This is a genomic window from Myxococcales bacterium (genome assembly GCA_016716835.1).
Classification (GTDB): domain Bacteria; phylum Myxococcota_A; class Polyangia; order Haliangiales; family Haliangiaceae; genus JADJUW01.
Genome location: JADJUW010000001.1, coordinates 2,213,839 through 2,240,096 on the forward strand (window position 1 = coordinate 2,213,839; position 26,258 = coordinate 2,240,096).

Consider the following 26,258-nt stretch of genomic DNA (forward strand, 5'->3'; position numbering starts at 1 on the left):
CGCGCGAACGGCGGCAAATGGCGAGAATTTCGTCATCGAACCGGGCTGCCAGATCGAATATCCGCCCCACGCGTTTCAGCGTGGTAGCGGCCGGCCTAGAATGGCGGCCAAGGAGCCCCGCCAAATGCCCACCACCACGCCACCCAACACGACGCCCCGCCCCCGGCTAGTCCACCACCGCATCGTCCATAGCCTCGGGCACCGCCTGGTCGCCGCCACCATCGCGGCTGCCATGATCGCCGGTTGCAATAGCAAGACGACGTCGCGCCCAGTGACGGCGGGGGCCGGCACCGGCGCCGGCGAGATGGCCTATGTCGCGAGCGACAAGCCGGGCATGGTCATTCGGCTTTCGGACGGCACGCTCGGCGCCGAGGCCGGCGAAGCCATCGCGCGCCCGGCGGCGGCCAAGCTGTCAGATCGCGACACCGAGGCCTTGCTCGCGCGCACAAAGCCAATTGTGACCGATGCCGCCGACGTTCAGGCCTTTGCCTTGCGGCAAGGCCCGGTACCGCCGCCGCGCACCGGCGAAACGATCAAAACCGCGTTTCCACCGCCGCCGTCATCGGCGACCGCCCCCGTGGTGGAAACCGGCGCGCTTTCGGTCGTGCGCTTTGCGCCGCAAGGCGAGGTGCCGGTCGCGCCAAACCTGACCGTTACCTTTTCACAACCAATGGTCGCGATCACGTCGCAAGACGACGCGGCCAAGACCGTCCCGGTAACCCTGACACCGACGCCTGCCGGCAAATGGCGGTGGCTTGGCACCAAGACGCTGATGTTTGACCCCGACGTGCGTTTTCCCATGAGCACCACGTACAAGGTCGAGATTCCCGCAGGCACCAAGAGCGCCACGGGGGGTGTCTTGGCCAAGGCCGAGGGGTTTTCCTTCACGACGCCAACGCTCGCGATTGAGACCTATTACGTCGGCCGACCCTCACGCCGCGACGAAGGCGTGTTCTTGCAGTTCAACCAAAAAATCGACCAGCGCGCCATGCTCGAATACCTCGGGTTTAAGGCCAGCGGCGGCGGTTTTGCCAATGCCGGCGGCGCCATCGCGGCGCAGCTCATGACCGACGAGGAAATTGCCAAGCACGAAACCATCGCGGCCATGGTCGCGCAGGCCAAGGACGCCAAGAAAGACGGTTGGTGGATCGCGGTGCGCCCTGCCGAGATTTTGCCCGCCGCCACGTCAATTGCCATTGTCGTCAAGGCTGGTGCGCGCGGCGCGGAAGGGCCGAACAAGACGCCGTCTGACCTTAGCGAATCCTACGAAACGTTCCACGCGCTAAAGCTAGAGGAGGCCCAATGCGGTTGGCGCGACGATTGTCGGCCCGGTATGCAGTTTTCGTTTCGCTTTAACAACCAGCTCGACGAGGAGCTATTTGATGAGTCCTGGGTGACGGTTTCGCCGGCCATCGACGACCTGAAAATCGTCGCGAGCTACCGCCACGTCACCTTGCAAGGCATCACCAAGCCCAATACCAAGTACACGGTCAAGATCAGCGGCAAGCTGCGCGACCAGTTTGAACAGACGCTCGGCAGCGACATTGAGAAGACGTTCTCAGTCGGCAAGTCGAGCCCGACCTTCTATGGCGCCGATGGCATGATCGTGCTCGACCCCGTCGCCAAGACGCCGACGTTTGGCGTCTTCACCAGCAACTACAGGCAGGTCAAGGTTCGCCTGTGGAAGGTAGAGCCCAAGGACTACAACGCCTTTCTTAAGGCCAGCCAAGAACGCTGGCGCAGCGGCACCAAGGATTTTCCAGGCACCGCGCTGCCCGAGTTTGCCGTCGACGTGCGCGGCGACATCGATCAGCTCAAAGAAACGCCGATCGATCTCAGCCGCGCGCTCAAGGGCGGCCTCGGCCATGTCATCGTCTACGCCGAGCCCTCGCCGTGGACCGAGACTTACCCCGCACCAGCCGCTGTTGCGTGGGTGCAATCGACCAAGCTGGCGCTTGATGCCGCTGTCGACCAAGATGTCATGTCGGCGTGGGTGACCAAGCTGCAAGACGGCTCGCCGGTGAGCGGCGTCGCGCTGCGCCTGATGCCAAGCGGCGTCGCCGCCACCACCGGTGCCGACGGCATGGCGAAAATCACGCTGCCCGCGGCGGCACCTGGCAAAGACTACGTCGTTGCGCAAAGCGGCGCCGACACCGCCTTTATCGCCTCGGGCGACTATTGGAACGACTACGCGACCTGGGTTAAGCGCAGCCGCGGCAGCTCGATCCAGTGGTACCTCGCCGACGACCGCCAAATGTATCGCCCCGGCGAAGAAGTTAAAATCAAGGGTTGGCTACGCCGGGTTGGCTATGACAAGGGTGGCGACGTCGCTGGCATTGACGGCGCGCTTAGCACCATCAGCTACACCGCGCATGATTCTACCGGCAACGAAATTGCCAAAGGCACCGGCACCATCTCGCCGCTTGGCGGCTTTGATGTCGGCTTTACGCTGCCCAAGACGCCGAACCTCGGACATGCTTATGTGCAATTTTCCGCGAGTGGCCGCGAGAGCAGCTCGGCGCAGCACAGCTTTCAGATCCAAGAATTTCGCCGCCCCGAATACGAAGTCAGCGCGTCGGCGAGCGCCGGGCCGCACATTTTGGCGTCGTCTTCCACGGCGACGGTCAAGGCGAGCTACTACGCCGGCGGCGGCCTGGTGAATGCCGAAACTAATTGGTACGTCACCGCGCAGCAAAGCAGCTACACGCCGCCAAACCGCGATGAATACTCGTTTGGCAAGTGGGTGCCGTGGTGGGGCTTCTACGGCTACGAAGGCCACACCCGCGGCTACGGCGGCCGCTCGCGCCCTACCGGCGAGACGGCTTCGTGGAACCACAAAGGCACCACCAATGCGTCGGGCGAGCATACGCTCAAGCTCGACTTTGTCTCGGCCAACCCAGCGCTGCCTTACAGCGTCACCGCGGCCGCGAATGTCACCGATGTCAATCGGCAAAGCTGGGGCGCGAGCACGTCGTTGCTGGTGCATCCAAGCTCGCTTTACGTCGGCCTAAAAACCAAGCGAACGTTTCTCGAAAAGGGACAGCCCATCGAGCTCGACGTGATTGGCGTCGACATCGACGGCAAATTCGCGCCGGGCCGCACCTTTGACGTCAAAGCGGTGCGTCTGGACTGGACCTATAAAAAGGGCAAATACGAAGAGGTCGAGAAAGACGCTCAATCGTGCAGCGTCACCACCAAAGACGGCGCAAGCGCATGTTCGTTCACCACCAAAAACGGCGGGCAATATCGCATCTCGGCGGTGATCACCGACGACCGCGGTCGGCCAAGCCTGACCGAGCTTACGGTGTGGGTCAGCGGCGGCAGTGTGATTCCAGCGCGCGAGGTTGAGCAAGAACAAGTTCAGCTCATTCCTGACAAGAAGGAATACGCCGCCGGCGATACGGTGAAGATCTTGGTGCAGGCGCCGTTTTATCCAGCCGAGGGCGTGCTGAGCATTCGCCGCAGCGGCCTGGTCGACGTCCGCCGCTTCACCATGAAGGAGGCCACGACCACGCTGAGCATTCCGGTAGTCGAAGGCTATGTGCCAAACTTCTACGCTACGGTTGATTTGGTGGGCGCCGCGCCTCGCCTCGGCGATGACGGCCAGCCCAAGGCCGATTTGCCTAAGCGCCCGGCCTTTGCCCGCGGCGAGCTCAATCTTACGATTTCCAAGAAGCAGCGCACGCTTGGTGTGAAAGTCACACCGGCAGCGAGCAAAGTGAGCCCTGGCGACAAGGCGACCTTTGCGGTGCATGTCACCGACGCGGCAGGCAAGAGCGTGCCCGCCGCCGAAGTGGCCCTTATGGTTGTTGATGAATCCGTGCTGGCGCTCTCGGGTTACACGCATCCAAATCCGCTCGATACGTTTTACACGGGGCGCGACAGCGGTGTCGCCGATACGTATTTGCGCGCATGGGTGAAGCTTGCCAAGCCCGACGTTGGCGCATTGGCACAATCCGGAGCGGAAGCGGACGCGATGAAAACCATGGAGCGCAGCGATATGGCCGTCGGCGGCGCTATCGCAGAGACGATGGATCGCCGCCCGTCGGCGGCGGCGCCGCCCGCACCGGGACTAGCGGCCAAGAATGAGGCGCCGAAGCGTCAGCGCCAGGAAGACAGGCTGGAAAAAGTTAGCGATGGCTTTTTCGACAGTGAAAACAGCCCACAGACCGCCATCGCCGTGCGCACCGATTTTAACCCGCTGGCCGCGTTCTCGCCGACGCTGCAAACCGACGCCAGCGGCAAGGCGACGCTCACCGTCAAGATGCCGGACAACCTCACCCGCTATCGCGTCGTGGCGATTGCCGTCGCCGGCGGCAAACAGTTTGGCAAGGGCGAGAGCAATCTCACCGCGCGTCTGCCGCTGATGGTGCGCCCTTCGGCACCGCGCTTTCTAAACTTCGGCGACCGCTTTGAGATGCCGGTGGTGCTGCAAAACCAAACCGACGCCGCGATGACGGTCAAGCTCGCCATGCGCTCGACCAACGCCAAACTCACCGACGGCGGTGGCCGCCAAGTCACCGTGCCAGCAAACGACCGCGTCGAGGTGCGCTTTCCGATGGAAGCGCAGATGGCCGGCACCGCGCGCATGCAAATCGTCGGCGCCGCCGGCAGTGCCAGCGATGCCGCCGAGCTGTCACTCCCGGTGTGGACGCCCGCAACCACCGAGGCCTTTGCCACCTATGGCGTCATTGACAAGGGTGCGATTACCCAGCCCGTCGCCCTGCCGGGCAAGGTCGTCACGCAATTTGGCGGCCTCGAGGTCGAAACCTCGTCGACGCAGCTGCAAGCGCTCACCGATGCGTTTATCTACTTGGTCACCTATCCGTTCGAATGCAGCGAGCAAATGGCCTCGCGCATGCTCAGCATCGTCGCCCTGCGCGATGTGCTGACAGAATTCAAGGCCGAAGGGCTGCCTCGCAAGGCCGAGCTTGAGGCCCGCATCGCGCGCGACCTGGAACTGCTCGCGTCGATCCAAAATAGCGAAGGCGGCTTTCCGTTTTGGCGCCGCGGCTATGAGTCGTGGCCGTACAACACGGTGCACGTCGCCAATGCGCTGGTGCGCGCCAAGCTAAAAGGCTACGCGGTGCCCGCCGGCATGCTGGATCGCACCATGCGCTACCTAAAAGACATCGAGCGCTACTACCCGCACTATTACGGCCCGCAAATTCGCTGGACCATCTCAAGCTACGCCCTCTATATCCGCATGCTAAACGGCGACCGCGACGTCGCCAAGGCCAAGGGCATCTTGCGCGAGGCCGGCAAGCTCGAAAACATGTCGATGGAATCCATTGGCTGGCTGCTCGGCGTGTTTGCCGCGCAGCGCGATGCGGCCACCGAGCAGGCGAGCCTCATCAAGTTTCTCGGCAATCGCGTCAGCGAGACCGCAGGCGCCGCGAACTTCACCACAAGCTACAGCGACGGCGGCTATTTGCTCTTGGCGTCCGAGCGCCGCGTCGATGGCGTGATCTTGGAATCGCTGATTGCCGCGCAAAAAGACAGCGAGCTCATTCCCAAGCTGGTGATGGGCCTCCTCGCCCACCAAAAGAAAGGCCGCTGGGGCAACACGCAAGAAAACTCGCTGATCTTGCTGGCGCTCGATAAGTACTTTCACACCTACGAGAACATCACGCCTAACTTTGTCGCCCGCGCGTGGCTGGCCGACCAGTACGCCGGCGAGATGGCCTTTCGCGGCCGCGAGACCAAGCGTCACCAATTTATGGTGCCGATGCTCGCAGTGTCAGAGCTCGGTGGCGGCACGGGCAAGGGCAACTTGATCTTGCAGAAAGACGGCGCCGGCCGCATGTACTACCGCATCGGCATGCGCTATGCGCCGGCCGACCTCAAGCTCTTTCCCGCCGACTACGGCTTCACCGTGCTGCGCAGCTATGAAGGCGCAGATAACGCGGGCGACGTGGTGCACGAGGCCGACGGCACGTGGACCATGAAGGCCGGCGCGCGCATCCGTGTACGGCTGACCATGGTCGCCGAAAATCGCCGCTACCACGTGGCGCTGGTCGATCCGCTCCCGGCGGGCCTCGAGGCCATGAATCCCGCGCTCGCGGTGACCGGCCCCATTCCGCAAGACGCGGCCGCCGGCGCAAGTAGCAAGGGCGGAGGCGGTGGTTACTGGTGGTGGTCGCGCACCTGGTACGAGCACCAAAACATGCGCGACGAACGCGTCGAGGCCTTCACCTCGCTGCTGTGGGACGGCGTCCACGAATACACCTACGTCGCGCGCGCCACCACGCCAGGCCGCTTCATCGTGCCGCCGACCAAGGCCGAGGAGATGTACAGCCCGGAAACCTTTGGCCGCAGCGGCAGCGACATCGTTACCGTGAAGTAGCGCCCTGCCGGCGGGCCCTCAGCTCGGGCCGACCGGCGCGCAGGTCGAAACGCCGGCGCCGACGACATTGTAGCCCGTGTCAGATAGCACCTGATCATAGGTATTGGTCTCCGCATCGAGCTCGCCGACCAGGCTCTCGATTGGAAAGCCGAAGTCGTCGACCAGCGATACAAAGATGTAGAACTTGCCGCCCCATTGCGCAAAGGCCCAGGCGCCGACGGTGCCGTTGCCGAGGCTGCCAATATTGTACTTGGTGCCTGTGAGCAAGCCGTTGGTCTTGGATAGCTGCTGCACAAAAGCGCTACCCGTATCGGGGAAGAATGCAAACAGTTCACCTTCGCCGGTGCCGGTCAGCTCGGGCGAACGCTCGGCATTGGCGCTTATGCTGCTCACCCGCGTCATGGTGTTATTGCGAATGTACCCAAGCTCGCCGCAGCAACCGCCGTCTTCGATCGAACTCGCCAGCCAAAGCGACTCGGTATCGGTGCCAAAGCCGTCGGTGGCAAAGCCCATCCCAAACAGATCAAAGCCGCTGATGCTCGCGACGCCCGCGCTCGCACACGACGCGTCCTGGGTCGACGCCGTATAGAGCGAGCCGTTCGAGTACAAGATCCAAGCCATGCCATCGCGATCGACCGACATCGAAAATGGCGTATCGAAAAAGCTGGCGCCGGGACAATTCAGCTCGCCAATGAGCGAAAACGGATCGTCGCCGCTGCCGATCAGCGCCGGGTTAAAGCTCAGCAAGTTGTACTCGGTGTCGACGACATAGATCAGGCTGGTGCCGTTCGCGGTGCACGAGTCGCTGCACTGGCCGCCGTTGCACACCAGGCCCCCGGTGCAGGTCGTCACCGTTTCGCCGAGCGAGCCGTCGGCGTTGCATTCCACGACGTCATTGCCCGAACACGCGGTCGCCACCGCGGGGTTGCAGTCGCCGCAGCCAAAGCCCTCGACGCATTGGCCGCCGCACTCTTGCACGGTGACGAAGACGTCGTTTTGACACAGCTGGTAGCTGCTGCCGTTGCAGCGCGAGGCCTCACCTGTGCACGGATCGCCGAGGCTTGAGGTTGGCCCGCACGCCGAGGCCAAGAGCCACGCGAGGGTCGCCGCGGGCGCGACACGTCGAAATGAAAATGTAGTCATGACAAGACCTTGCTGCGGCGTTGGCGCCGCGCCTGCCGTTTAACGCACCCATCGCGCCCGCGCAAGGCAAATTCGCGCGCGCGCGAGGCTGATAGCTAGGCCTGACCGCGCCTCAAACCAGGAGGCTAGCTAATCGGCGGTTCGACGACCGGCGCACACGTCGATACGCCGGCGCCGACCAGCTTCATCGGCAGATTTTCAAATGCCGTGGTCACGGCGCCCGCCTTGGTCAACACCAAGACCTTGGAGTTGGTGCCGCCACCGCCTGTGTTGATGGTCACAAAAATGTAGAACTTACCGCCCCAATGCGCAAACGCCCACGCTTGCGCGGTCCCACCTAGACCGCCCGGAATGTCGATCGAGGTGCCACCGGCGGCATTGGTCTTGTCGATTGGCTTGACCGACGCCGCCGACGCGCCGGGAAAGAAGGCCCAGAGTTGGCCATTGCCATCGCCGGTCAGCTCGGGCTCTTGTTGCGCGGCGGGCATCTGGCCGATCGACGCGAGCGTGTTGCTAGCATTGACGCTGCCAAGCGTGCCGCAATAGCTTGAGTTCGCGCAATCTAGGCCCTGCACGTGCATTGAGCCCGAAACGAACATCGTTTCCGTATCGCCGCCGGCGACGTCGGAGACATAGCCCATGCCGAAGACGCGAAAGGCATCGCCGCCTTGCAGCGGCGTATAGCCTGAGTCGGCGCAGGTGACGGCACCCTGCGTGGTAGTCACGTTGTAGATGTGGCCGTTCGTAAACAGCACCTTGGCCACGGCGTCGCGATCCACGGCCATCGAGAACGGCGTGACGCCGCCGTTCCAACCCTGGACGGCCGGTCCGGGGGCATTGCAGTTTAGGTCGCCAAGCTCGGTGAACGCGGCGGCTTGCCCTTGGGTAATTTTGCGCGGGTCAAAGCTGTAGATTGCGTTGTTGTCGTCGACGACATAGATCAGGTCGACGCCATCGGCGGTGCACTCGTCGCTGCAAACGCCGGCGACGCATTGCTGTTCGGCATTGCAAGTCGAAATCACCTCGCCCAGCGTGCCGTCGGCGCTGCAGCCAACAATGTCGTTGCCATCACAGCCGGTGCCGACGCCCGGATCGCACTCGGCGCATCGACCTAGATCCGCCGCGCACGCGAAGTCGCAGACCTCGGTGGTGGCAAAAGCACCGCCGCTGCAGGTTTGCAGCTCGCGGCCCTCGCACTGAATTTGGCCGTCGGTGCAGGGTCCGCTCGGCGGCCCGCTGCTACCGCCGCCGCTGGTGCATGCGGCCATCAGCCCGATCAACAAGGCGCAGGTAACAACAAGAATATGTTTCATACGCCCATATGGTCTGCCGAATTAAGGTCAAGATCTAGGGGGAACGAACGCTGCACGCCCCGTGCTTGCAACATGGTGCACCGAGGTCCCCCTGCGGCGCAGGTTTACTTACATAAGGCGCCGTCGTGGCGGTGTGATACAGCTTGGTCGTGAGCAAGCCGCAGACCTCCGCCACCCGCGTCACCACCGCTGCCGGCGAGGCTTCCGCGCCGCGCGACTTCGCCTGCGTGGTGGCAATGGACGCCGCGCGAGGCATTGGCCGTCATGGCGATTTGCCGTGGCCACCGCTTAAGGGTGATTTGCAACACTTCGCGCGCCTGACCACGACGGCCTCGCCTGGCCGCATGAACGCGGTCATCATGGGCCGCAAGACGTGGGCGTCGTTGCCCGACAAGTATCGGCCCTTGCCGCGGCGCCACAACGTGGTGATTTCGCGGCAGCCTCAATTGTTACCCCCGGGCACCCTCGCCGCCACCTCGCTGCCTGATGCGCTCGCCAAGGCCGCGGGGCTTCCAACGTGTGACCAAATCTTTGTCGTTGGTGGCGGCCAGATTTACGCCGAGGCCGTCACGCACCCGCGCTGCCAACACATCTACCTCACCGAAATCGACGCAACATATGACTGCGATACGACGCTCGTCGCGCTGCCGGACTTTGTGCCCGATCTGGGTTGGCCGGCGCAGTCGCACAGCGAGGGCGACGTGCGCTTTCGCATCTCGCGGCTGATGCGCGCGGTAGCGACTACACCGCAACCGCAAATTTGATGAACGGGTGGTGCTGATAATTTTCGAGCACCACGTCTTCAAATTGCAGTTCAAGCAAGGGCTTGGCGGCGAGACGCAGCGTCGGCAGCGGCAGCGGCTCGCGCGCCAGCTGAACTTTGAGGCCTTCGACGTGATTGGCGTAGATATGCGCATCGCCCATGGTGTGAACAAAAAAGCCTGGGGTTAGCCCGCACTCCTGCGCGATCATGTGCGTCAGCAGCGCGTAGCTCGCGATGTTAAATGGGACCCCGAGCGCGATATCGGCCGAGCGCTGATAGAGCTGGCAGTCGAGCCGCTCGCCCGCGACATAAAATTGAAAAAAGGCGTGGCATGGCGGCAGCTTCATCTTGGGCAAGTCGGCGACGTTCCACGCCGAGACAATTAAGCGGCGCGAGGTCGGATCGCGCCTAATTTGCGCCACAACCTGAGCGATTTGGTCGATGCCAGTGCCCCCCCAATTTCGCCATTGCGCGCCGTAGATGGGCCCTAAATCGCCATTTTCATCGGCCCACGCGTCCCAGATCGGCGTGTGCTTGGTGAGGTCGTCCTGATGAATGTTGGTGTGGCCGCGGAGAAACCACAAGAGCTCGCGCACCACCGCGGGGAAGAGCACCTTCTTGGTGGTGACGAGCGGAAACCCTTGCCGCAAGTCGTAACGCGTCTGCGCGCCGAACACGGACAGCGTGCCCGTCCCGGTGCGATCGCCGCGCGGCTCGCCATGCTCGAGCACGTGGCGCACCAGATCTAGATAGCCCTGCATCCCGCCAGCCTAGTGAATCTGCGGCAAGATGACAACGGTCTGAACATGCGTCGTCGCAAACGACGTCACATACGCGAGCAACGTCTTGGTCATCGCGCGCGGCAGCCCGGCATTGGTCGCCAGGTCGCCGACGCCCGCCTTGACGAGCTCGCCGACTAGGCCCTCCGTCACGCCGCCCATCGACACCACCACGTCGCGCAGCGTTGGCTCGGGCGGATACACCTCAAGCGGCACGCTCGGCGCGACGCCGCTTTTTTCTTGCGCAAACGCGATCGCCGCATCGAGCCCGCCGTGTTCGTCGATGAGGCCGTTGGCTAGCGCTGCGCCGCCCGTCCACACGCGGCCTTGGGCCAGCGGCTCGACCTGCGCGGCGGTCTTGCCACGCCCCTGCGCGACGCGTCCGACGAAAGCCTGATAGACGCGCTTCATGCTCGCCTCGATCGCGCTTTTCTCGTCGGCCGTCCACGGCGCCAGCGAGCTATAGATGCCCGCGCGCTTGCCCTTGCCGATGGCATAGGTGTCGATGCCGAGCTTGGCCAAGGCCTTGCCCGGTGCCAGCTTGCCGCCCACCACGCCAATCGAGCCCGTCAGCGTCGTCGGCAGCGCAAAAATACGCGCCGCCGGCGCCGCGATATAATAGCCGCCCGAGGCGGCATAATCGCTCATCGACACCACCAGCGGCTTTTTGCCGGCCAGCGCGCTGAGCTGATGCCAAATCAGTTCCGAGGCCTGCGCGCTGCCACCACCGGAATCGATGCGCAGGACCACGGCCTTGACGTTGTCGTCGTCGGTGAGCACGCGCAGCGCCGAGACCAACGTATGCGAGTAGATGCCTTCGCGCGCGCCGAGCACGCCGTCGCCCGCGCCATCGGCGATATTGCCGACCGCATATACCAGCGCCACGTGCGGCGCGGTGGGCCGCGACGAGGGCACGATGCCAAGAAACGTCATGAGCTTCATCGCGCTATGCAGCGAGTTCTCGACCCGCCATGGCACCGACTTCCACGCGCCGTGGCCGTCGCGCCAGGCTTCAAAGCTCGCCACGCTGTCGATGAGTTTTGCCGCCTGCGCCTCCTCGGCGCCAAACAGCGCCTGATCGATCGCCGCGACCACCGCCTCAGGCGGCAGCTTGCGATCGCTGCTGATCGTCGCGACCATCCACGCATGCGCCGAGCCGACGATCTCGCCCAGCGTCTCGCGCATTTCGGGAGACGGCTCGCGCCTCGTCAGCGGTTCGGCGGCGCCCTTGTATGCCCCGACATGCAAAAAGTCGGCGGTGACGCCGAGCCGATCGAGCAGGCCCTTAAAGTGAATCGGCATGGTCAGGGGCCCGGGAATCGCTAACTCGCCTAGCGGCGCGAGCGCAATCGATTCACAAGCGGTTGCCACGACATACTCGGCATTGCTCAGGCGCTCGGCATGGCAGTGGATGGGCTTGCCCGCCTTGCGCACGGCCAGCATGGTTTCGCGCAGCTCCTGCGCATCGGCCAGGCTGATGTCGAGCGCCGACATGCGCAGCAACACAGCCGTCACGTTGGCGTCGCCGCCGAGCGATGCCAAGCGCGTGCGCATCTCGCGCAACGACGCGCCGGACGCGCCGCTCCACGAATAGGTTTCGAGCTCCGCGACGCCGCCGTCGAGCGACATCAAGGCGACGTAGGGTTTGCTATCGTCCTGACTAGCAGACGCTTTCGGCGCCTCGTAGGGTCCTGGCTGCTCGATTGCCTTGCCGAGTTTTTCCAACATCGCTTGGAGGTTCTCGGTGTCGAGCGTGTCGCCCTCGCCATTGGCGGACGCCTTGCCCGCCGCCGCGCCCCCTTTGGGCGGTGTGCTCCAAGGATCTACCTTGTCGCCGTCGCCACCTTTGCAACCAAGCGCGAGCGCGCTCACCAAGCTCATGCTAATCCAAGCGGTCCATTTGCCCATAGATCGCGGTTGTAGCACCTTTACGACGCGTTGCCGCCGCGGTCGTCCGTCCACGTCGACGCCGCTACCGCGAGCTCGGCTGGGCGTCCGCTGGCGCGGGGGGAGGCATTTGCGATGAGGTCTCGCGCGGATTGGCGAGGATCGTCGGATCCATGCGCCGCAACATGAGCTGAACGCTATCGATGGGGCGCAAATCGCGGCCAAGCGCACCGCCGGTTGGCAAGCGATACACACGCTTGGCCCAGGGATAGCTGGCGCTGCGCACCACCACTGCGAGTTCGCGATACCCCGCCCGCTTGGCGTGCGCTCGCAGGCGATCGAACTGCGCCACCGTGGCCGACGGCAAGAGATGCACGGCCAACTCGGGATACTTCGGCTTGGCCTGAGCCAAGGCGACGCGGACGTCGGTAACCGCGGCGCCCTCGACCATCGTATCGCCGTGCTCGTCGAGCTCGACCGTCGGGTGCCCTTCCCACGGCTCCGATTTGTCACCCGCAAGCGGCCACCGCCGCGGATCGGCCCATCGGCTGATCTGGCGCAGCTCGCCGGTGAATTGGCGATCGATCGCTTCCCATCGCTCGACAAACCGCCGCCACGCCGGATCGCCACACTCTCGGCAGGCCGAAACGGCCGCCCGCACGCGCTCGGTAAACCGCCGCGCCGCGAGCGCGCCGACGATGGCGTTTTGATACTCCGGCACGATATATTTGCATTCGTTAGGCAAGACGTCGGCACAAAGGCGCAGCAAATACGCGCTCGCCCCCTCGACGGCACCATTGACGACTTTTGGCGCCAGGCCGTCGGCTTGGCTGTCATAACGGCCATCAGGGCTTTCTCGCGCCAGACTGGGCGCCAGGCCGACCGACCACACCGTGGTGGCTAGCTGCTGTGCCCGCGTCGACCACGGCACATCGAGGTATTGCGCCACCGGCTCGAGTGCCAAAACGACCAAGCGTCGCTCGGTTTCATTGGCAACTTGTTCGTCCATACCGGCCCGCAGCATCCGGAGCTGCTGCGCCATTTTCCAATATGCTTCAGGCGTGCGGCCTGCGGCCGCAAAGACCGCGATCGCGTCATAGAGCTCGGTGCGATTGTAGTCGCCGCCTTGGTCGGGCCGCACTTCGACCTCGGCGCTACCACAACCCGCGGCAAGGGCCACGACGAAGACAAGGGCTAGGCCCCATGCCAGGTGCCTAGTCATTGCTCACCTGGGCGATACGCTTGACCGTCGACGGATCGAGGAACAAGTACACCGCGTCGGCAAACGTCACGTAGGCGCCAGCCCAGACCGGAATTTCGGTCTCCGCGGGGATGCGTTCCCCATTGATATAGGTACCGTTCTTTGAGTGATGGTCGATGACCGCATACGTGCGCTTGAGGCTGCGCACCATCAGCGAGGCGTGGCGCTTGCTGACGCGATGACTCGGTAGCTGGATGTCCATCCCGTCGGCGCGACCGATGGTTAGCGAGGTCTCCGGCGCGGCAAACGGGCGATTGGGCCCAAGCAAGATCGTGACGCACGTACCAAGCTCTGCGGAGAGCCCGGCTAACCAATTGCCGGGCGTATCGATCCCTGTGCTCGCCCCGGTTACGAACTGGCCGCCGGTAACGCCCGTGCGCTCGGTGACCTCGGGTGGCACCGTTTCGACGAGCAGCGGCACAAACAGCGTCTCGCCACGGCCAACCGCCCGCAACAAGTCGCCAAATTGGCAGGTGCCACGCCCATCCACGCCGTCGAGCTTCACGGGGCTACCGTATCACGAGGCCAGCGAGCCTGCGCAAGGCACGCTTGGATTTCCGCATCGTCGACGTGAGCGCCGATCACCACCATGCGCGGCTCGATGGCGCCGCCAAACGGCTCGATCGAAACGCGGCGGCCGACGCGGTGAAACACGGCGCCGTGCGCGACCTCGCTACCGGTGCGTCGATCGATGCCGTAGGCGAGGCCCTTGATGCGGACATAGCCGGCGCCCAATTCGTCGATGGCATCGCAGAGCGCCTCAAGGTCGACCAAGGCGGGCAGATCATACGCATGCGCGACCAAGCCGTGTGGATGCGGCGCTCCGTCGTCGGCGTGATGATGACCCGCGCCGGTCGGGCGATGGCCTCCGGCGGCGCTTGCTAGCGGTTCCGAGGCGACGAAGCTGGCCAGCCAAGCGCCCAGCTCATCGCGCGCGGGCGAAAGCACGAGCACATGCGGGGCGAGGTCGGCGAGCTTTGCCATGACCTGCCCCAGCTGCGCCGCGGGCACCAGCTCGTGCTTGGTAACCAGCAAGACATCCGCCGAGACGATTTGCGATTCCGCGGCCGGGCTCGCGGCGAAGGACGTCAAGATGTTCTCGGCATCGACGACCGTGATCACGGCGGCCAAGCGCACGGCCTCGGCGAGGGGCGACTTCTCGCACGACCAGATAATGGGCAAGGGCTCGGCGACGCCCGTCGTCTCAACGATGATTGCCTCGAGATCGGGATAGGCCTCGATCAACCCGAGCAGCGTCTTGTCGAACGACTCATTAAGGGTGCAACAAATGCAGCCGCCGGGCAGCTCAATTTGTCGCGACATGGCATCGGGCAGCAAGCTGCCATCAATGCCCACGGCCCCGAGTTCATTGACCACCAAGGCGACGCGCGTGGCGGGCTCGCCCGCTCGCTGGCGCCGCGCTAGGAATTGGTTGAGCAGCGACGTCTTGCCAGCCCCCAAAAAGCCGGTCACCAAAAAAACTGGCACCATGGCGGGACTATACTCCGCCGCTACCACGACCACGTCGGGGTGAGCGTTTCTTGGCCGCCATAGATCGCGATGCGAAACGACCCCGATTTGCCCCCCGGTCCCACCACGCGGACGTCATGAAAACCCGGCGTTAGGGCGAAGCGGACAAAGGGCGCCTCGCCGACGCGCTTGCCGTCGATGTACACCACGGCCTTGCCCGGCGCCGAAAACGACCAAAATCCGAACTTGCTGAGCGCCTCAATCTCATCGCGCGCCGGCAAGGCGCGTGCGCGCGGCGGCGCAGGCGTGGCGTCTTTTGCGGCGCCGAGCGCGGACTTGGCACCGGCGGCTTCGCCGATCGTAGGCTGTCCTGCGACCGCGTCGCCCGGCGAGCGCTGCGCAACAAACAGGGCGTAGACAACACACAGCGCGATCGCCGCTAGGCCACCGCCAATCCACCGCTGCGCGCGGCGACGCGATGGCCCACGAAGATCGATTAATTCCGGCGATGGCATCGCGGCCACATCGCTGCCGCTGACGCGCGCCGGCCGCACATTGCCGAACTCGGCGGCAAACGCGGCCTGCGCCGCTGCCTGAAAGGTTGGCCGGGCGCGCTCGTGATCCACCTCGGCGACGATGCGGTCCTTGATCGCCATCTCATCCGCAAACGAAGTCGCGAGCAGCTCGGCGAGGATCGCCGGACGCGGCGCCTCACCCGCCGCCGCCTCAAATGCCGCGGCAAAGGCAGCGCACGTCTCAAACCGATCCGCGGGATCGCGGGCGAGCGCTTTGGCCACGACCTCCGCCACCGCGGGCGACGTGCTCGGGCACCATTGCCGCACGTCGGGAATCGGCTGCTCGGTGATCGCCTTGAAGGTCGCGAAATCCGCGTCGCGATGAAACAGGCGTCGCAACGTCACCAGCTCCCACATCACCGCGCCGAGCGCGAATACGTCGCTGCGCCGATCGAGCGGCAGCCCGAGGATCTGCTCGGGTGACATGTAGGCGTTCTTGCCCTTAATGGTGCCGGTGCGCGTGTGCGTGCTTGAGGTCTTAGCCTTGGCAATGCCAAAGTCGAGGACCTTCACCGCACCGCTCGCTGTTACGTAGAGATTGGGCGGCGAGATGTCGCGATGCACGAGCCCGAGCGGCTGGCCCGCGGCATCAGCAAGCTCGTGGGCAAAGCCGAGGCCCTCACACGCTTGCGCCAGCAGCGCCGTCAGCACGCTCGGCGGGAACGGCTTGGCTAGCCGTGACTGCAGCGACATAATGCGCGACAGCGGCATCCCATGGAGATACTCCATCACCATAAACCACGCACCGCGATCGCAATCCAGGCCATAGACGCGGCAGACGTTGGGATGCACGATGCGGCTGGCGAGCTCGGCCTCATCGCGAAACATTTGAATAAAGTGCTCGTCATCGGCGAGATGCGCGAGGATGCGCTTGATTACGAAGAGCCCACCCGCGCCTGGGGCACCGCCGCGGCGCCGCGCGAGAAAAATCTCGGCCATGCCGCCCGTGGCGAGCTTGGCGATCAGCTCAAAATCGCCAATCGCGTCGCGATCGAGACCGAAAGCGCCAGGCGAGCCCACCATCGATAATTATAGGCCGCGCGAGTGCGGCCGCGATAGCGCCTTAGCGCCGCATCGCATGTCAGCTTAAACCGAGCACGTGGGCCTTGGCGTGCGCGTGTCTCACATGTGTGTCCAGCCGCTCGCGCTAACCGCCCGAGACGATTGGCGCCGGTGGAATCAAGTAGTCAAACCATTGCGACGGCGCGCCGGCGCGACCTTCCATGGCGGCGACGGCGACGTTAAACATTTCGCGCGCGGCGACGTAGTGTAGCTCCCAGCCCCGCGCCTGGCAGGCCTGGCGCAAGGCGGTGTGCAGGGCATGCCCACCGCTGCCGAGCAGCGAGTCAGCGGTCGCCTCGATCGCGCCATGGGTGTGGACCTTGACGAACAACCATTCTTCGCGGCCGGTGACGCAGATGCCTTGATCGAGCCACGTCGCCACGCGCTGCGCGGTTGCCGGATCGCGGCCGGTGATCGCGCCGTTTTCGATCCGCAGGTTCCGCGCGCCCTTGCGCGCCAGCGCCAGCGGCCCCGTGATTAGCAGCAGGCGATCGTCGTAGCGCACGCCCACCCGCGCATGCACGCCATGATCGGCCGCGCGCGCCTTGGTTAGATCGCCCGCCGGCCAATAGATCGCATTGACCAGCGGCGGCTGACATGGGTCTGGCGCCGACGGAAACGTAAAGTCGGCGTAGCACCCCAGCTCATGCAGCAGCGTCAATTCGTCGTCGACGCCACACCACTTGCGATCGGGACGGCTGTTGGCCAGGCTCCAATTGCCATGGATAAATGACCAGCGCGGCTGCCCCGCGACGACCGGTAACGCGCCATGTTTGGCGAACGCCGCCAGATGCTGACGAAACGTTTCGCGCAAGGTCTCGCGCGTGTCGCCGTCGTGGTGCAGGTGCACCTCGATCTCCCCGAGGCCTCGTCGCGCCAGCGACGCCAAGCCTTCCATAAACGCCGGCCGATACTCATCGCCGGGAAAGAAAAAGCTGTGGCGCGGCGCGCGCCCGTTGACGTCGCGATGGACCGCCGCGAACTCTGGGTAGCGCTCCACCCACGCATTAACGCGAGCCTGGCCGCGCGCCTCATCGACACCGCCCCACAGCGGCTCATAGTGATCGCACAGGCAAAACAGCACGTGGCGCACCGGCACATGCCGTGCGCGGGCGCGCCGCCACTTCGCCGCCAACGCGCCGCCGAGCCATTGATGCAGGTTGCGGGGAAGCGGTGGCCATCGCATGCGCGGCCCATGATACGCTGGAACCATCGCAATGGGAAACCGCGACGCCTACGCACGCTTGCTCTCGGGCGTCTTGTTCCCCGCCTTTGAACACTTGCGCGGTCGCCCCACGGTCGCGCTGATGCGCTTCCTAGACGAGAGCCAATGGTGGCCCTTGGCGCAGCTTGAGGCGTATCAGCTCGGCCTGTTGCGGCGGCTGGTGCGCCATGCGTTTGCCCATACGCCGCATTATCGCGAGCTCGCGGCCAGCCATGGGTTGGCCGCCACGCACGTCGATTCCTTGGCGTGGCTGGCACGCCTGCCGGTGCTTGAGCGTCAGCTAGCGCGCACGTCTTTTCACGCGCGCACCAGCGAGGTGCCGCCGCGCATTGCGGTGCAAAAAGCCAGCAGCGGCACCACCGGCGAACCGATGAAGGTGGCGTACAACGAGGAATCGCGCCATTTTCGCGATGCCATGCGTTGGCGCGCCTATGGCTGGGCCGGCTACCGCGTCGGCAACAAGGCGATGCACTATTGGGGCATGCTCGGCAGCCAGGTCGCACCGGCGCAGCGCCTCAAGATGGCGATCGATCATCGCTTCAAGCGCGACCTTTATGTCGACAGCACCCCGCGCAGCGACGCCGCCTTGGCCGAGGTCGTCGCCACGATCAAGCGAGCGCGCCCCGAGGTCATCGTCGCTTATACGCAAGCCGCGGTGGCACTCGCCAAATTTGTCGCGGCGCACGACGCCCGCGCCTGGGACGACATTCCCATCATCTGCGCGGCCGAGCGGCTGTGGCCACATGACCGCGCCACCATCGCCGCTGCCTTTGGGCCCGGCGTGTTTGAGACCTATGGCTGCCGCGAGGTCATGCTCATTGGCGGCGAGTGCGAGCAGCACGACGGCATGCACCTCGCGATGGAAAATATAATCACCGAGATCTTGGTCCGTCAGGGCGACGCGTGGCGCGCCGCCGCGCCCGGCGAGGCCGGCGAGGTCGTAGTCACCGATTTGCATAATCTCGCCAATCCCATGCTGCGCTACGCCACCGGCGACATGGCGGTGGCGAGCCCCTATGGCGATGCCACCTGCGCGTGCGGCCGGCAACTGCGGCGCCTTGGAAGCGTTGAGGGTCGCGTCACCGAGACCCTGCATGACGGCCACGGCAACCCGGTCAGTGGGCTGTTGTTTTCCATCTTGTTCGTCAAGCTGCAACCCTATGCCAAGCAATTTCAGGTCGTGCAGCGCCGCGATGGCAGCGTCTGCCTGCGCGTCGTGCCGATGACTTCGCCGCCTGCGCCCGAGCTCACCGCCATCGCTCAGGCGTTCTGCGCGCAATACCTGCCCGCCACCACGCTCGACGTCGCTTACGTCGACGACATCGAATTAACCAAGGCCGGCAAGCTGCGCCTCGTCGTCGTCGAGCGCTAAACAGAAACGCGGACACGCTAGGGGGTGTCCCTAGTTTTTGAGCGTGGCCCATGCGTGATTTGCCATGGCGCGAAGTGCTTGTCCGATATGTGGGCCGCGCAAGCGGACCGGCAGGTGAGCGCACATGTCTTCCTGCTCGCAGATAGCACCCTCCCGGGCGCTGCGAGACCGCTGTGGTATCCACATCCCTCGGTGCTAGTCACACCGCCCTGCAATCTATGCTCGCGGAAGAAACGTGCGCCACCTGCCGGTAGGTGGCCCACGCAGGCGATGCGCGGCCTAGGTTAGCCACCTCCAGGCACAGGCGAGTTCGACCAGCGCGAGGTAGTTACGGGCGGATTTCTCGTAGCGGCTGGCGACGGCACGAAACCGCTTAAGGCCGTGAAAACAGCATTCGACGAGGTACCGACTGGCGTAGGCGTGGCGATCAAGTCGACGCCGCCGCGTGCGTACCGGAAGCGCGGCAATCACGGGCCGCATGTCCCGCGCTCTGACTTCAGCGACGAACGCGTCGGAGTCGTAGCCCGTGTCGCCGAGGAGCGCTGCGCCCTGAGCATAGTCGAGCAGCTCCATGGCGGCGGTCATTTCGTGGCGCTGGCCGGGCGTGAGCGTGACGTGGAGCGGCCGGCCCCCGCCGTCGGTGATCGCGTGGATCTTGGTGGAGAAGCCGCCTCGACTACGACCCAAACAGTTGAATTCGGGCCCCCTTTTCCACCCGCGGCATCTTGGTGGGCGCGGACGTTACTGCCATCAACAATAGATCCGGATTTATCGACACGAACCTGCAGCGCCTTAAAGATGAGTTTCCAATAACCGCGCTTAGCCCAGTTGTTGAAGCGATTGTAGACGCTTTTCCACGGCCCGAAGCGCTCGGGCAGATCACGCCACGGCAGGCCTGTCTTGGCGCGAAAGAGCACCGCATCTACGAACTGTCGGTCGCCGATTTTGGCGCTTGGCCCACGCTGCTGCTTGGGTATGACCGCGACCAAGCGCGCCCACTGCTCGTCTGTTAAAGCATGCCGTCGCATGCCTTGGTTGGATCACATGCTCAGTAGCGCGGACAAGCCGCGCCACATGCTTTCACGTAACCGATCGAAATGATCGAGGTTTCCGCATGCAAAAACTAGGGACGCCCCCTAGTGTCCGAATGCTGGAATCGTGCGCTTGTGTTTCGTCAGAGAAAGGCCGCGCCAACCCATGCACGCGCGAGCCTCGTTACAGCCAGACGGCTCATGATCCATCACATCTTTTGCGGCCCATGCGCCCGGGCCAAGCGGCCTGGAGCGCAATCATGCTGATCTGTTAACCGGCTCGCCGCCGTTGTCGCTTCCTTCGATGTTGTCGCCAGCCTGCCGGAGAGCTTGCCCCCGCAGACCTGGAGGCCGCGTACAGGTTTGTCAACCATGAGAAGGTGACGGTGGACGCGCTGTTGGCCCCGTACGCAACCGTGGTCAATGCCATGCACGCCATCACTGCGCTCGGCGGCCACATCCCTCATTCACGCGTGAAATTGTTCGTGTAGGCGCCGGGTGCGGCTTCAAATGGCCAGCGCCCCGGCGCTCCATCGCCAACCCTGCGCAACTGCGAAGAACGCTCCGCTCGCAATCGTCGTAACCCCTTCGGCCAACGGTGCGTAGTTGATAACTGATCGGAACTAAGTCTGAGAATTGTGCTGCCGCGTCCCCGGTCCTGGCCGGAAGCTTAAGTGACGAGGGCCCGTGGTGTCAGCTGTGTAGCCGGTTTGTACCCCTGTTGATTCTTATAGCCCTTGGCGCCCGATTTTTGCGTTAATGCCAAATCAATGCACGGTGTCAAATCCAAACGGAACGGCACTTTAGGGGCGCAGCTTCAGCTGACCGTGGGCACGCCGCATCGCAAGGCAAAAGATGGATCGCGACGCGGGGGTAAGCGCCCGGGCGCGGGGCGCAAGCCCAACGGCGAGGTAGCGATGGTGTCGCATCTGCGGCGTCCATCGCATAATGCCGCGCATCCGCTGCATAGTTCGATGAAGGTCCAGCGCCCGGCGTGCCCAATCTGCGCCAGCCGCGGCCAGCACGACGCTAGCCGTGGCGCCTTTCGCATCGCGAAGGCCGTCAATCGCGAGCTGGGTCGCGACGGCAAGGTGTGGCGCGGCCGCTACTCCGCGCGGCGACTCTGCGTGCCAAAGGAAGTCCGCAATGCGCTCGTGTACGTGCGCCATGATGGGTGCCATACAGCGCTTGGCGGTGACGGTGAGGCGATGGCGGCCTTCGCTGAACTACGGCGGGCTGGCTTGACGCGGTCACTTTGTGCAGGCAATGGGCTATCTGGCCAGGACACGGGCTATGCGCTTCCCTAATCCCGCGCCAGCGTTGCGCGTCTTCGTTGGCACGCCCGCTGCGTTGGCAGCGTCGCGATGTCGTTGGCTCGCGCCCCGCACTATCACCGCCGCAGGCCAGAAACCACGGTGCTCCACGCCGTAGTCAGTGAGCATCTGCCCGCCTTGCTGCGCGACGCCGATGAGCGCTTCCCTTATGGCTATCCGCGCCACATCGAAAAAACGTTTCGCGCGTATCTGCGCTGCGGTCTGCTCGCTCACGGCTTTGTCCGCGTGCGCTGCGATGCGTGCGGCGATGAAGCCTTGGTCGCGTTCTCCTGCAAGCGCCGCGGCGTCTGCCCTGCTTGTCAGACCCGCCGCATGAGCGAAGCCGCCGCGCACTTGGTCGACCGCATCTTGCCGCCGGCGCCCTATCGGCAGTGGACCATTGTCGTGCCCCACAGGTTTCGGTTGGCCATGGCCTCGCAGCCCGCCGTGCTCTCCGCGGTCCTCACCGCGCTGATGCAAGAAGTGTTCAATTATCAGCGCCGCATTGCCCGCCGCATGAACGTGACGTCACCGCAACCCGGCGCTATCGCCTTCGTGCAGCGCTTTGGCTCATCGCTCAATCTGCACCCACATGTTCACGCTATCGTGCCGGACGTGGTGTTTATGCGCGCCGATGGCGGCCAGCTCGTGCAAATTCCAATCCCACCGCCATCGCCCGGGGACCTGGCGCACCTCGCGCATCGCATGGCCATCCGCGTGCATCGGCTCTTCGAGCGCGCGCCGCAGCGAGGACCGCTGGCCGAGCTCGCCGCGGATGCCGATGCAGCAGATGTACAAGCCGCGCTGAGCGCATCGCTCGCCGAGGCCATGCCGCGCCAACTTGTGTTTGATGCCGGCGACAGCCCCGATGCGAAACGACCGCTCGCTCGCCCGCAGACGGATGCCGCGTACGTTGGCGGCATCTCGCTCCACATTAGTAAGGCGATACCCGCGAACAAGCGCGACCGCCTCGAGCGCTTGCTGCGCTATGGTGCCCGACCGCCTTTGGCTTCATCGCGGCTAACGCAAACACCCAGCGGCAAGGTCGCCTATGAACTGCGCCGCCCCAGCCACACCGGCCAAACTCACGTGGTTTTGCCGCCCGTGGCATTTTTGCGCCGGCTCGCCGCGCTCATGCCGCCGCCCCGCGTCCACATGCTGCGCTTCTTTGGCGTGTTTGCGCCACGGCATGCCTTTCGCAATGAGATTGCCGCACTCGCAGCGAAAGCTGCCGACGCTCCGCGTGTCGAGCCGACCCAGCCAAAGCCCTCACGCAACACCGCTCCCGCGCGCTATCGGTGGGCACAGCTTCTGGCCCGCGTCTTTGCCGAAGACCTCACGCGCTGTCAGCGGCCCTCCTGCCCCGGCAAGATCCGCGTCATTGCCGAGATCATCGACCCCGACGTCATCGCCAAGATTCTGAGCCATCTCGGCCTGCACGAGGTAGCACCCTCCCCACCGCCAGCTCGCGCCCCGCCGCCAGCGCCCGGGTGGGCATGGCCATCGCCGTAGCTGAATTTTTTGTGACCGAGATTCAAACGCCGCAGCCAGCTCGCTCCCTGGCCGCCGTGCCGACCTGCGTCCGCTGCCGTGAAAACGACCTGATTTTCCAGCAATATCAGTGCACTGAAGGCTTTAAATCACCCGCCCCCCGGCATCTGGCACCTTGCCAGCCCCGCTCGGCCTTTGCCACCCTCCGCCTTTTCCGCCTGAAATTTCCTATCCCCCCCGTTGACGAGTATTGGGGAATCGCGTAGCTTGAAGTCACTGTGAAGATCGCATTTCAACGCTTGCGTTAATTTCTGTTCCCTCATTCCCCATTTTCAGGGAATGCCGGGCGCATATCGCGCGTTGAATTCGCTTGATCTACTTTGGCTGCGTCCGTTTGCGAGTTTGCGCGACGGCGTGGCAGCAGTTCAGGCGCATGCGCGCGGTGGCCCGGTGATCCCTCATCTCACGGAGGTTGCCTATGACAAATTCTCATTTTAACGTGTATCGAGCCGCGCTCATCGCGGTTCATGGCCCAGATATCACCGAACAAGAAACCACGCGCTCTATGGAGGAGCTGGCGCATTTGCTGCGCGGGCTGGGTATTGCGCCCAGCCACCAGCTTGTGCAAAAGAGGCCAACGGGCGGTGGCGTTGCCACCTATTTGGGCGCGGGCAAGCTGCGCGACCTCGCGGCGCTGACAGGCGGCAGCGGTGAAATCCATCGCGGGCCGCCGAAGACCAGGCCTAAGCCAGGGCAGCCTGATCCGCATGCGGCGCGCGTCAACTTGGTGGTGGTGGATGACGACCTCAGCCCCGGCCAGCTGCGCCATTTGCAGCAGGCCACCGGCGCCGAGGTGTGGGACCGCACCAACGTCATTCTGCGGGTGTTCGAGCGCCGCGCCCAATCCAAGCGCGCGCGCCTGGAGGTGGAGCTGGCGCGCCAGCAATACGACCTGCCGCATATTCGCGACGACGAGAACATGGGCGATCGCGAGGGCGGCGGCGGGCGAGCCTCGCGCGGCAATTCCAATGTGGCGCTGATGAAGCAGCGCGTGCGCGACCGCATCCAGCAGCTGCGGCGGGAGCTAGACGCCCTGCACGTGGGCGATGCCACACGGCGCAAGCAGCGCGCCGAGACCTTCACCGCCGCGCTCATTGGCTACACCAACGCCGGCAAGTCGTCGCTCATGCGCTTGCTCACCGGCAGCGAGGTCCTGGTGGAGGACAAGCTCTTTGCGACGTTGGGGACCACCACGCGGCAACTTGCGCCACCGACTTCGCCGGCCGTCTTGCTCTCGGACACCGTGGGCTTTATCAAGCGCCTGCCGCATGCGCTCATCTCGTCGTTTCATTCGACGCTAGACGAAATCCACGGCGCGTCGTTGCTCATCATTGTGGTGGACGCCGCCGACAGCGATCTGCGCGGCCAATTGGCGGTGACGCGCCAGATGATTGCCGACCTGGGCGAGGCCGCCACGCCCACCTGGCTAGTGCTCAACAAGATAGACATGGTGTCGCCTGAGGAGCGCTTGGCGCTGCGTGCCGAATTCCCTGACGCCATGGCAATCAGCGCGCATGCGGCGGCCGATGGCAAGCTGCTCCGCGAGCGGCTCATTGCCTTCTTCGACGCGCAGCTGCAAACCGCGCGCCTGGAGATGTCCTACGATCAGCAGGGCCTGCTTGCCAAGCTCCGCCGCCACATCCGCGTGCTCGACGAAGACTGGGGCGAGACCGTCACCGCCACAATTGCTGCCAAGCCCGCGGTGATTGCGCAGCTGCGGGCGGGAGCCGAAAGAGACGCGAGCTAGTTTACTGCAGCTGAGACCGCGCTGCCTGGCAGCCCGCAAACCAGCAGCTTGCGCCCGCTGGGGAAGAACACCTGCATCTTGCCCGGGGAGGGCAGCAGCTCGACGACGCCGAGGCCAAACGTTGGGTGGTCAATGCGGTCGCCCACGGCAAAGAGTTCGCGCGGCTTGTACGTGCGGGAGGGCTTGTTGATGTCGGCCTTCACCATGGGCGCGTTGGCCAGCGGCTTGGCGCCGGTGGCAGATTTGGCACGCGGCTCTTTGGGCGCCTTGGCGATGGGCACGATGTTGCCTTCGGCGTCGATTTCTGTGCGGCGGCGGCTTGGGCCCACGGTGCCGCGCTCGGCGGCCTTGAGCGGCTTGTAGCGGTGATAGCCCTGGCACTGCTTGCACTGGACCTTGATGACCTGGCCCTTGTCCATGGCCACCACCACATGCCAGACGTCGCCGCATTCAATATCAGTGCTCTGAAGGCTTTAAATCACCCGCACCCCGGCATCTGGCACCTTGCCTGCCCCGCGCGGCCTTTGCCACCCTCCGCCTTTTCCGCCTGAAATTTCCTATCCCCCCAGATCGGGAGTCTCCTCGACTTTGGTGAAGACGATCGATGGGACGACGTCCCCGGGGTTTGGCCACGTCGTTTCGATGGTGTCCGCTTGATCCAACCAGGTGCCGGTATTAATGATATCCGCCACCATGATCTCCGCGCGGCCTGCCTCATCGAGCAGCAACCATTGGGTGCAATTGATGCCGTTTTCTAAGAGGTCTTCGCATACCTGACCCGTCGCTAAGGTGTTCACGTAGCGATAGCCGACATAGGTTCGGGTTGGGGCGGTCGGTGCGGGGCCGGGTGGCGTTGGCCCGGCGGGGGAGGTGTCGTCGGCCGGATCACAGGCGCCGAGAACGAGCATGAGTGCGGTGAGCAGGACAAGAGATCTGGTGCGCGACATACCTGGCCGCAGAGCAAGCGCCATACCAAATTGCGGATGCAGACCAACAAATGCGGCTGAGATTAACAAATCCGACATAATTTCCACCGATTGCAGTCCAACAATGGGGTCGCGCCTTGTTCAGCCCAGCCGCGTCGCGATCCCGAATTTCCGCGGAAGGCTCACCGACTGGCATAGAAATCTGAGGGGCTGCAGGTTGATTCGGCGGCCGTTCATTGGCCCGACGTAGGCCGGGACCGCATGACCACCCAGTGGTGAGTCGCGTTCCCATTTGGCCCGTACATTGCGGGCAAGTGGCTGATTTTACGTAGGCAAAGCGACGGCCCGGAATCTGCATTAGCTATCGCCATGCGCATGAAATCCCGATCGTTGTCCTCGGTTCGCTCGCCGCTTGCCGCCGCACCAATATCAGTGCTCTGAAGGCTTTAAATCACCCGCACCCCGGCATCTGGCACCTTGCCTGCCCCGCGCGG

Annotated in this window: 20 protein-coding genes; 7 read left to right on the forward strand and 13 right to left on the reverse strand. The window is 64.3% G+C overall.

Features of this window, described 5'->3' with window-relative positions:
* Positions 1–124 precede the first annotated feature (124 nt).
* Entirely contained in the window at positions 125–6,346 is a 6,222-nt protein-coding gene (locus tag IPL79_09795) for an Ig-like domain-containing protein (protein ID MBK9071278.1), read from the forward strand.
* Positions 6,347–6,364: 18 nt separating this feature from the next.
* Here the strand turns inward: IPL79_09795 and IPL79_09800 are convergent, their stop codons facing one another.
* Both IPL79_09800 and IPL79_09805 read right to left on the reverse strand, forming a co-directional pair.
* Positions 6,365–7,489, reverse strand: a complete 1,125-nt coding sequence (locus IPL79_09800; protein MBK9071279.1) for a hypothetical protein — start codon at positions 7,487–7,489, stop codon at positions 6,365–6,367.
* A 125-nt stretch (positions 7,490–7,614) separates the two neighbouring features.
* Entirely contained in the window at positions 7,615–8,802 is a 1,188-nt protein-coding gene (locus tag IPL79_09805) for a hypothetical protein (GenBank protein ID MBK9071280.1), read from the reverse strand.
* 149 nt (positions 8,803–8,951) lie between these two features.
* Here IPL79_09805 and IPL79_09810 point away from each other — a divergent pair, with 149 nt between their 5' ends.
* On the forward strand, positions 8,952–9,566 hold the full coding sequence (locus tag IPL79_09810; GenBank protein ID MBK9071281.1) for a dihydrofolate reductase: 615 nt from the start codon (positions 8,952–8,954) through the stop codon (positions 9,564–9,566).
* Here the strand turns inward: IPL79_09810 and IPL79_09815 are convergent.
* From IPL79_09815 to IPL79_09845, 7 genes are all read right to left on the reverse strand, one after another.
* Positions 9,544–10,326: a thymidylate synthase gene (locus IPL79_09815; protein MBK9071282.1), complete on the reverse strand. Its 783-nt coding sequence runs from the start codon at positions 10,324–10,326 to the stop codon at positions 9,544–9,546. The genes IPL79_09810 and IPL79_09815 overlap by 23 nt on opposite strands.
* Before the next feature lie 9 nt (positions 10,327–10,335).
* Positions 10,336–12,252: a signal peptide peptidase SppA gene (sppA, locus tag IPL79_09820; GenBank protein ID MBK9071283.1), complete on the reverse strand. Its 1,917-nt coding sequence runs from the start codon at positions 12,250–12,252 to the stop codon at positions 10,336–10,338.
* Between the two features lie 64 nt (positions 12,253–12,316).
* On the reverse strand, positions 12,317–13,453 hold the full coding sequence (locus IPL79_09825) for a hypothetical protein (protein ID MBK9071284.1): 1,137 nt from the start codon (positions 13,451–13,453) through the stop codon (positions 12,317–12,319).
* Entirely contained in the window at positions 13,446–13,997 is a 552-nt protein-coding gene (locus IPL79_09830; protein ID MBK9071285.1) for an FHA domain-containing protein, read from the reverse strand. The genes IPL79_09825 and IPL79_09830 overlap by 8 nt, the downstream gene beginning before the upstream one ends.
* Positions 13,994–14,983 (reverse strand): GTP-binding protein, encoded by a 990-nt coding sequence (locus tag IPL79_09835; GenBank protein MBK9071286.1) that lies wholly within the window; start codon positions 14,981–14,983, stop codon positions 13,994–13,996. Before IPL79_09835 ends, IPL79_09830 begins: the two co-directional genes overlap by 4 nt.
* 20 nt (positions 14,984–15,003) lie before the next feature.
* On the reverse strand, positions 15,004–16,560 hold the full coding sequence (locus tag IPL79_09840; GenBank protein MBK9071287.1) for a serine/threonine protein kinase: 1,557 nt from the start codon (positions 16,558–16,560) through the stop codon (positions 15,004–15,006).
* 124 nt (positions 16,561–16,684) lie between these two features.
* On the reverse strand, positions 16,685–17,812 hold the full coding sequence (locus tag IPL79_09845; GenBank protein MBK9071288.1) for a hypothetical protein: 1,128 nt from the start codon (positions 17,810–17,812) through the stop codon (positions 16,685–16,687).
* Between the two features lie 4 nt (positions 17,813–17,816).
* On the opposite strand from IPL79_09845, the gene IPL79_09850 reads away from it, so the two are divergent.
* A complete protein-coding gene (locus tag IPL79_09850) occupies positions 17,817–19,196 on the forward strand; it encodes a phenylacetate--CoA ligase family protein (protein MBK9071289.1) in 1,380 nt (459 codons plus the stop codon).
* Positions 19,197–19,475: 279 nt separating this feature from the next.
* Here the strand turns inward: IPL79_09850 and IPL79_09855 are convergent, their stop codons facing one another.
* A complete protein-coding gene (locus tag IPL79_09855; GenBank protein ID MBK9071290.1) occupies positions 19,476–19,883 on the reverse strand; it encodes an IS5 family transposase in 408 nt (135 codons plus the stop codon).
* Positions 19,778–20,224, reverse strand: a complete 447-nt coding sequence (locus IPL79_09860; protein MBK9071291.1) for an IS5 family transposase — start codon at positions 20,222–20,224, stop codon at positions 19,778–19,780. Before IPL79_09860 ends, IPL79_09855 begins: the two co-directional genes overlap by 106 nt.
* Before the next feature lie 830 nt (positions 20,225–21,054).
* Between IPL79_09860 and IPL79_09865 the strand changes: the two genes are divergently transcribed.
* The 4 genes from IPL79_09865 to hflX all read left to right on the forward strand — a co-directional run bounded on the left by IPL79_09865 (position 21,055) and on the right by hflX (position 24,838).
* Positions 21,055–21,534 carry a hypothetical protein gene (locus IPL79_09865; GenBank protein ID MBK9071292.1) on the forward strand — a complete coding sequence of 160 codons (480 nt, stop codon included), beginning with the start codon at positions 21,055–21,057 and terminating at the stop codon, positions 21,532–21,534.
* A gap of 57 nt (positions 21,535–21,591) precedes the next feature.
* Positions 21,592–23,052, forward strand: a complete 1,461-nt coding sequence (locus tag IPL79_09870; GenBank protein MBK9071293.1) for a transposase — start codon at positions 21,592–21,594, stop codon at positions 23,050–23,052.
* A complete protein-coding gene (locus tag IPL79_09875; GenBank protein ID MBK9071294.1) occupies positions 23,037–23,297 on the forward strand; it encodes a hypothetical protein in 261 nt (86 codons plus the stop codon). The genes IPL79_09870 and IPL79_09875 overlap by 16 nt, the downstream gene beginning before the upstream one ends.
* A gap of 212 nt (positions 23,298–23,509) precedes the next feature.
* Positions 23,510–24,838 carry a GTPase HflX gene (gene hflX / locus IPL79_09880; GenBank protein MBK9071295.1) on the forward strand — a complete coding sequence of 443 codons (1,329 nt, stop codon included), beginning with the start codon at positions 23,510–23,512 and terminating at the stop codon, positions 24,836–24,838.
* Here the strand turns inward: hflX and IPL79_09885 are convergent.
* Positions 24,835–25,257, reverse strand: a complete 423-nt coding sequence (locus tag IPL79_09885; GenBank protein MBK9071296.1) for a hypothetical protein — start codon at positions 25,255–25,257, stop codon at positions 24,835–24,837. The genes hflX and IPL79_09885 overlap by 4 nt on opposite strands.
* 138 nt (positions 25,258–25,395) lie before the next feature.
* Entirely contained in the window at positions 25,396–25,863 is a 468-nt protein-coding gene (locus IPL79_09890) for a hypothetical protein (GenBank protein MBK9071297.1), read from the reverse strand.
* Positions 25,864–26,258 lie beyond the last annotated feature (395 nt).

Bases quoted from the DNA above. Each gene is read 5' to 3' on its own strand.
- IPL79_09795 (MBK9071278.1), top strand. From the start codon at position 125: ATGCCCACCACCACGCCACCCAACACGACGCCCCGCCCCCGGCTAGTC.
- IPL79_09800 (MBK9071279.1), bottom strand. From the start codon at position 7,489: ATGACTACATTTTCATTTCGACGTGTCGCGCCCGCGGCGACCCTCGCG.
- IPL79_09805 (MBK9071280.1), bottom strand. From the start codon at position 8,802: ATGAAACATATTCTTGTTGTTACCTGCGCCTTGTTGATCGGGCTGATG.
- IPL79_09815 (MBK9071282.1), bottom strand. From the start codon at position 10,326: ATGCAGGGCTATCTAGATCTGGTGCGCCACGTGCTCGAGCATGGCGAG.
- sppA (MBK9071283.1), bottom strand. From the start codon at position 12,252: ATGGGCAAATGGACCGCTTGGATTAGCATGAGCTTGGTGAGCGCGCTC.
- IPL79_09825 (MBK9071284.1), bottom strand. From the start codon at position 13,453: ATGACTAGGCACCTGGCATGGGGCCTAGCCCTTGTCTTCGTCGTGGCC.
- IPL79_09835 (MBK9071286.1), bottom strand. From the start codon at position 14,983: ATGGTGCCAGTTTTTTTGGTGACCGGCTTTTTGGGGGCTGGCAAGACG.
- IPL79_09840 (MBK9071287.1), bottom strand. From the start codon at position 16,560: ATGGTGGGCTCGCCTGGCGCTTTCGGTCTCGATCGCGACGCGATTGGC.
- IPL79_09845 (MBK9071288.1), bottom strand. From the start codon at position 17,812: ATGGTTCCAGCGTATCATGGGCCGCGCATGCGATGGCCACCGCTTCCC.
- IPL79_09850 (MBK9071289.1), top strand. From the start codon at position 17,817: ATGGGAAACCGCGACGCCTACGCACGCTTGCTCTCGGGCGTCTTGTTC.
- IPL79_09860 (MBK9071291.1), bottom strand. From the start codon at position 20,224: ATGCGACGGCATGCTTTAACAGACGAGCAGTGGGCGCGCTTGGTCGCG.
- IPL79_09870 (MBK9071293.1), top strand. From the start codon at position 21,592: ATGTCGTTGGCTCGCGCCCCGCACTATCACCGCCGCAGGCCAGAAACC.
- IPL79_09875 (MBK9071294.1), top strand. From the start codon at position 23,037: ATGGCCATCGCCGTAGCTGAATTTTTTGTGACCGAGATTCAAACGCCG.
- hflX (MBK9071295.1), top strand. From the start codon at position 23,510: ATGACAAATTCTCATTTTAACGTGTATCGAGCCGCGCTCATCGCGGTT.
- IPL79_09885 (MBK9071296.1), bottom strand. From the start codon at position 25,257: ATGGACAAGGGCCAGGTCATCAAGGTCCAGTGCAAGCAGTGCCAGGGC.
- IPL79_09890 (MBK9071297.1), bottom strand. From the start codon at position 25,863: ATGTCGGATTTGTTAATCTCAGCCGCATTTGTTGGTCTGCATCCGCAA.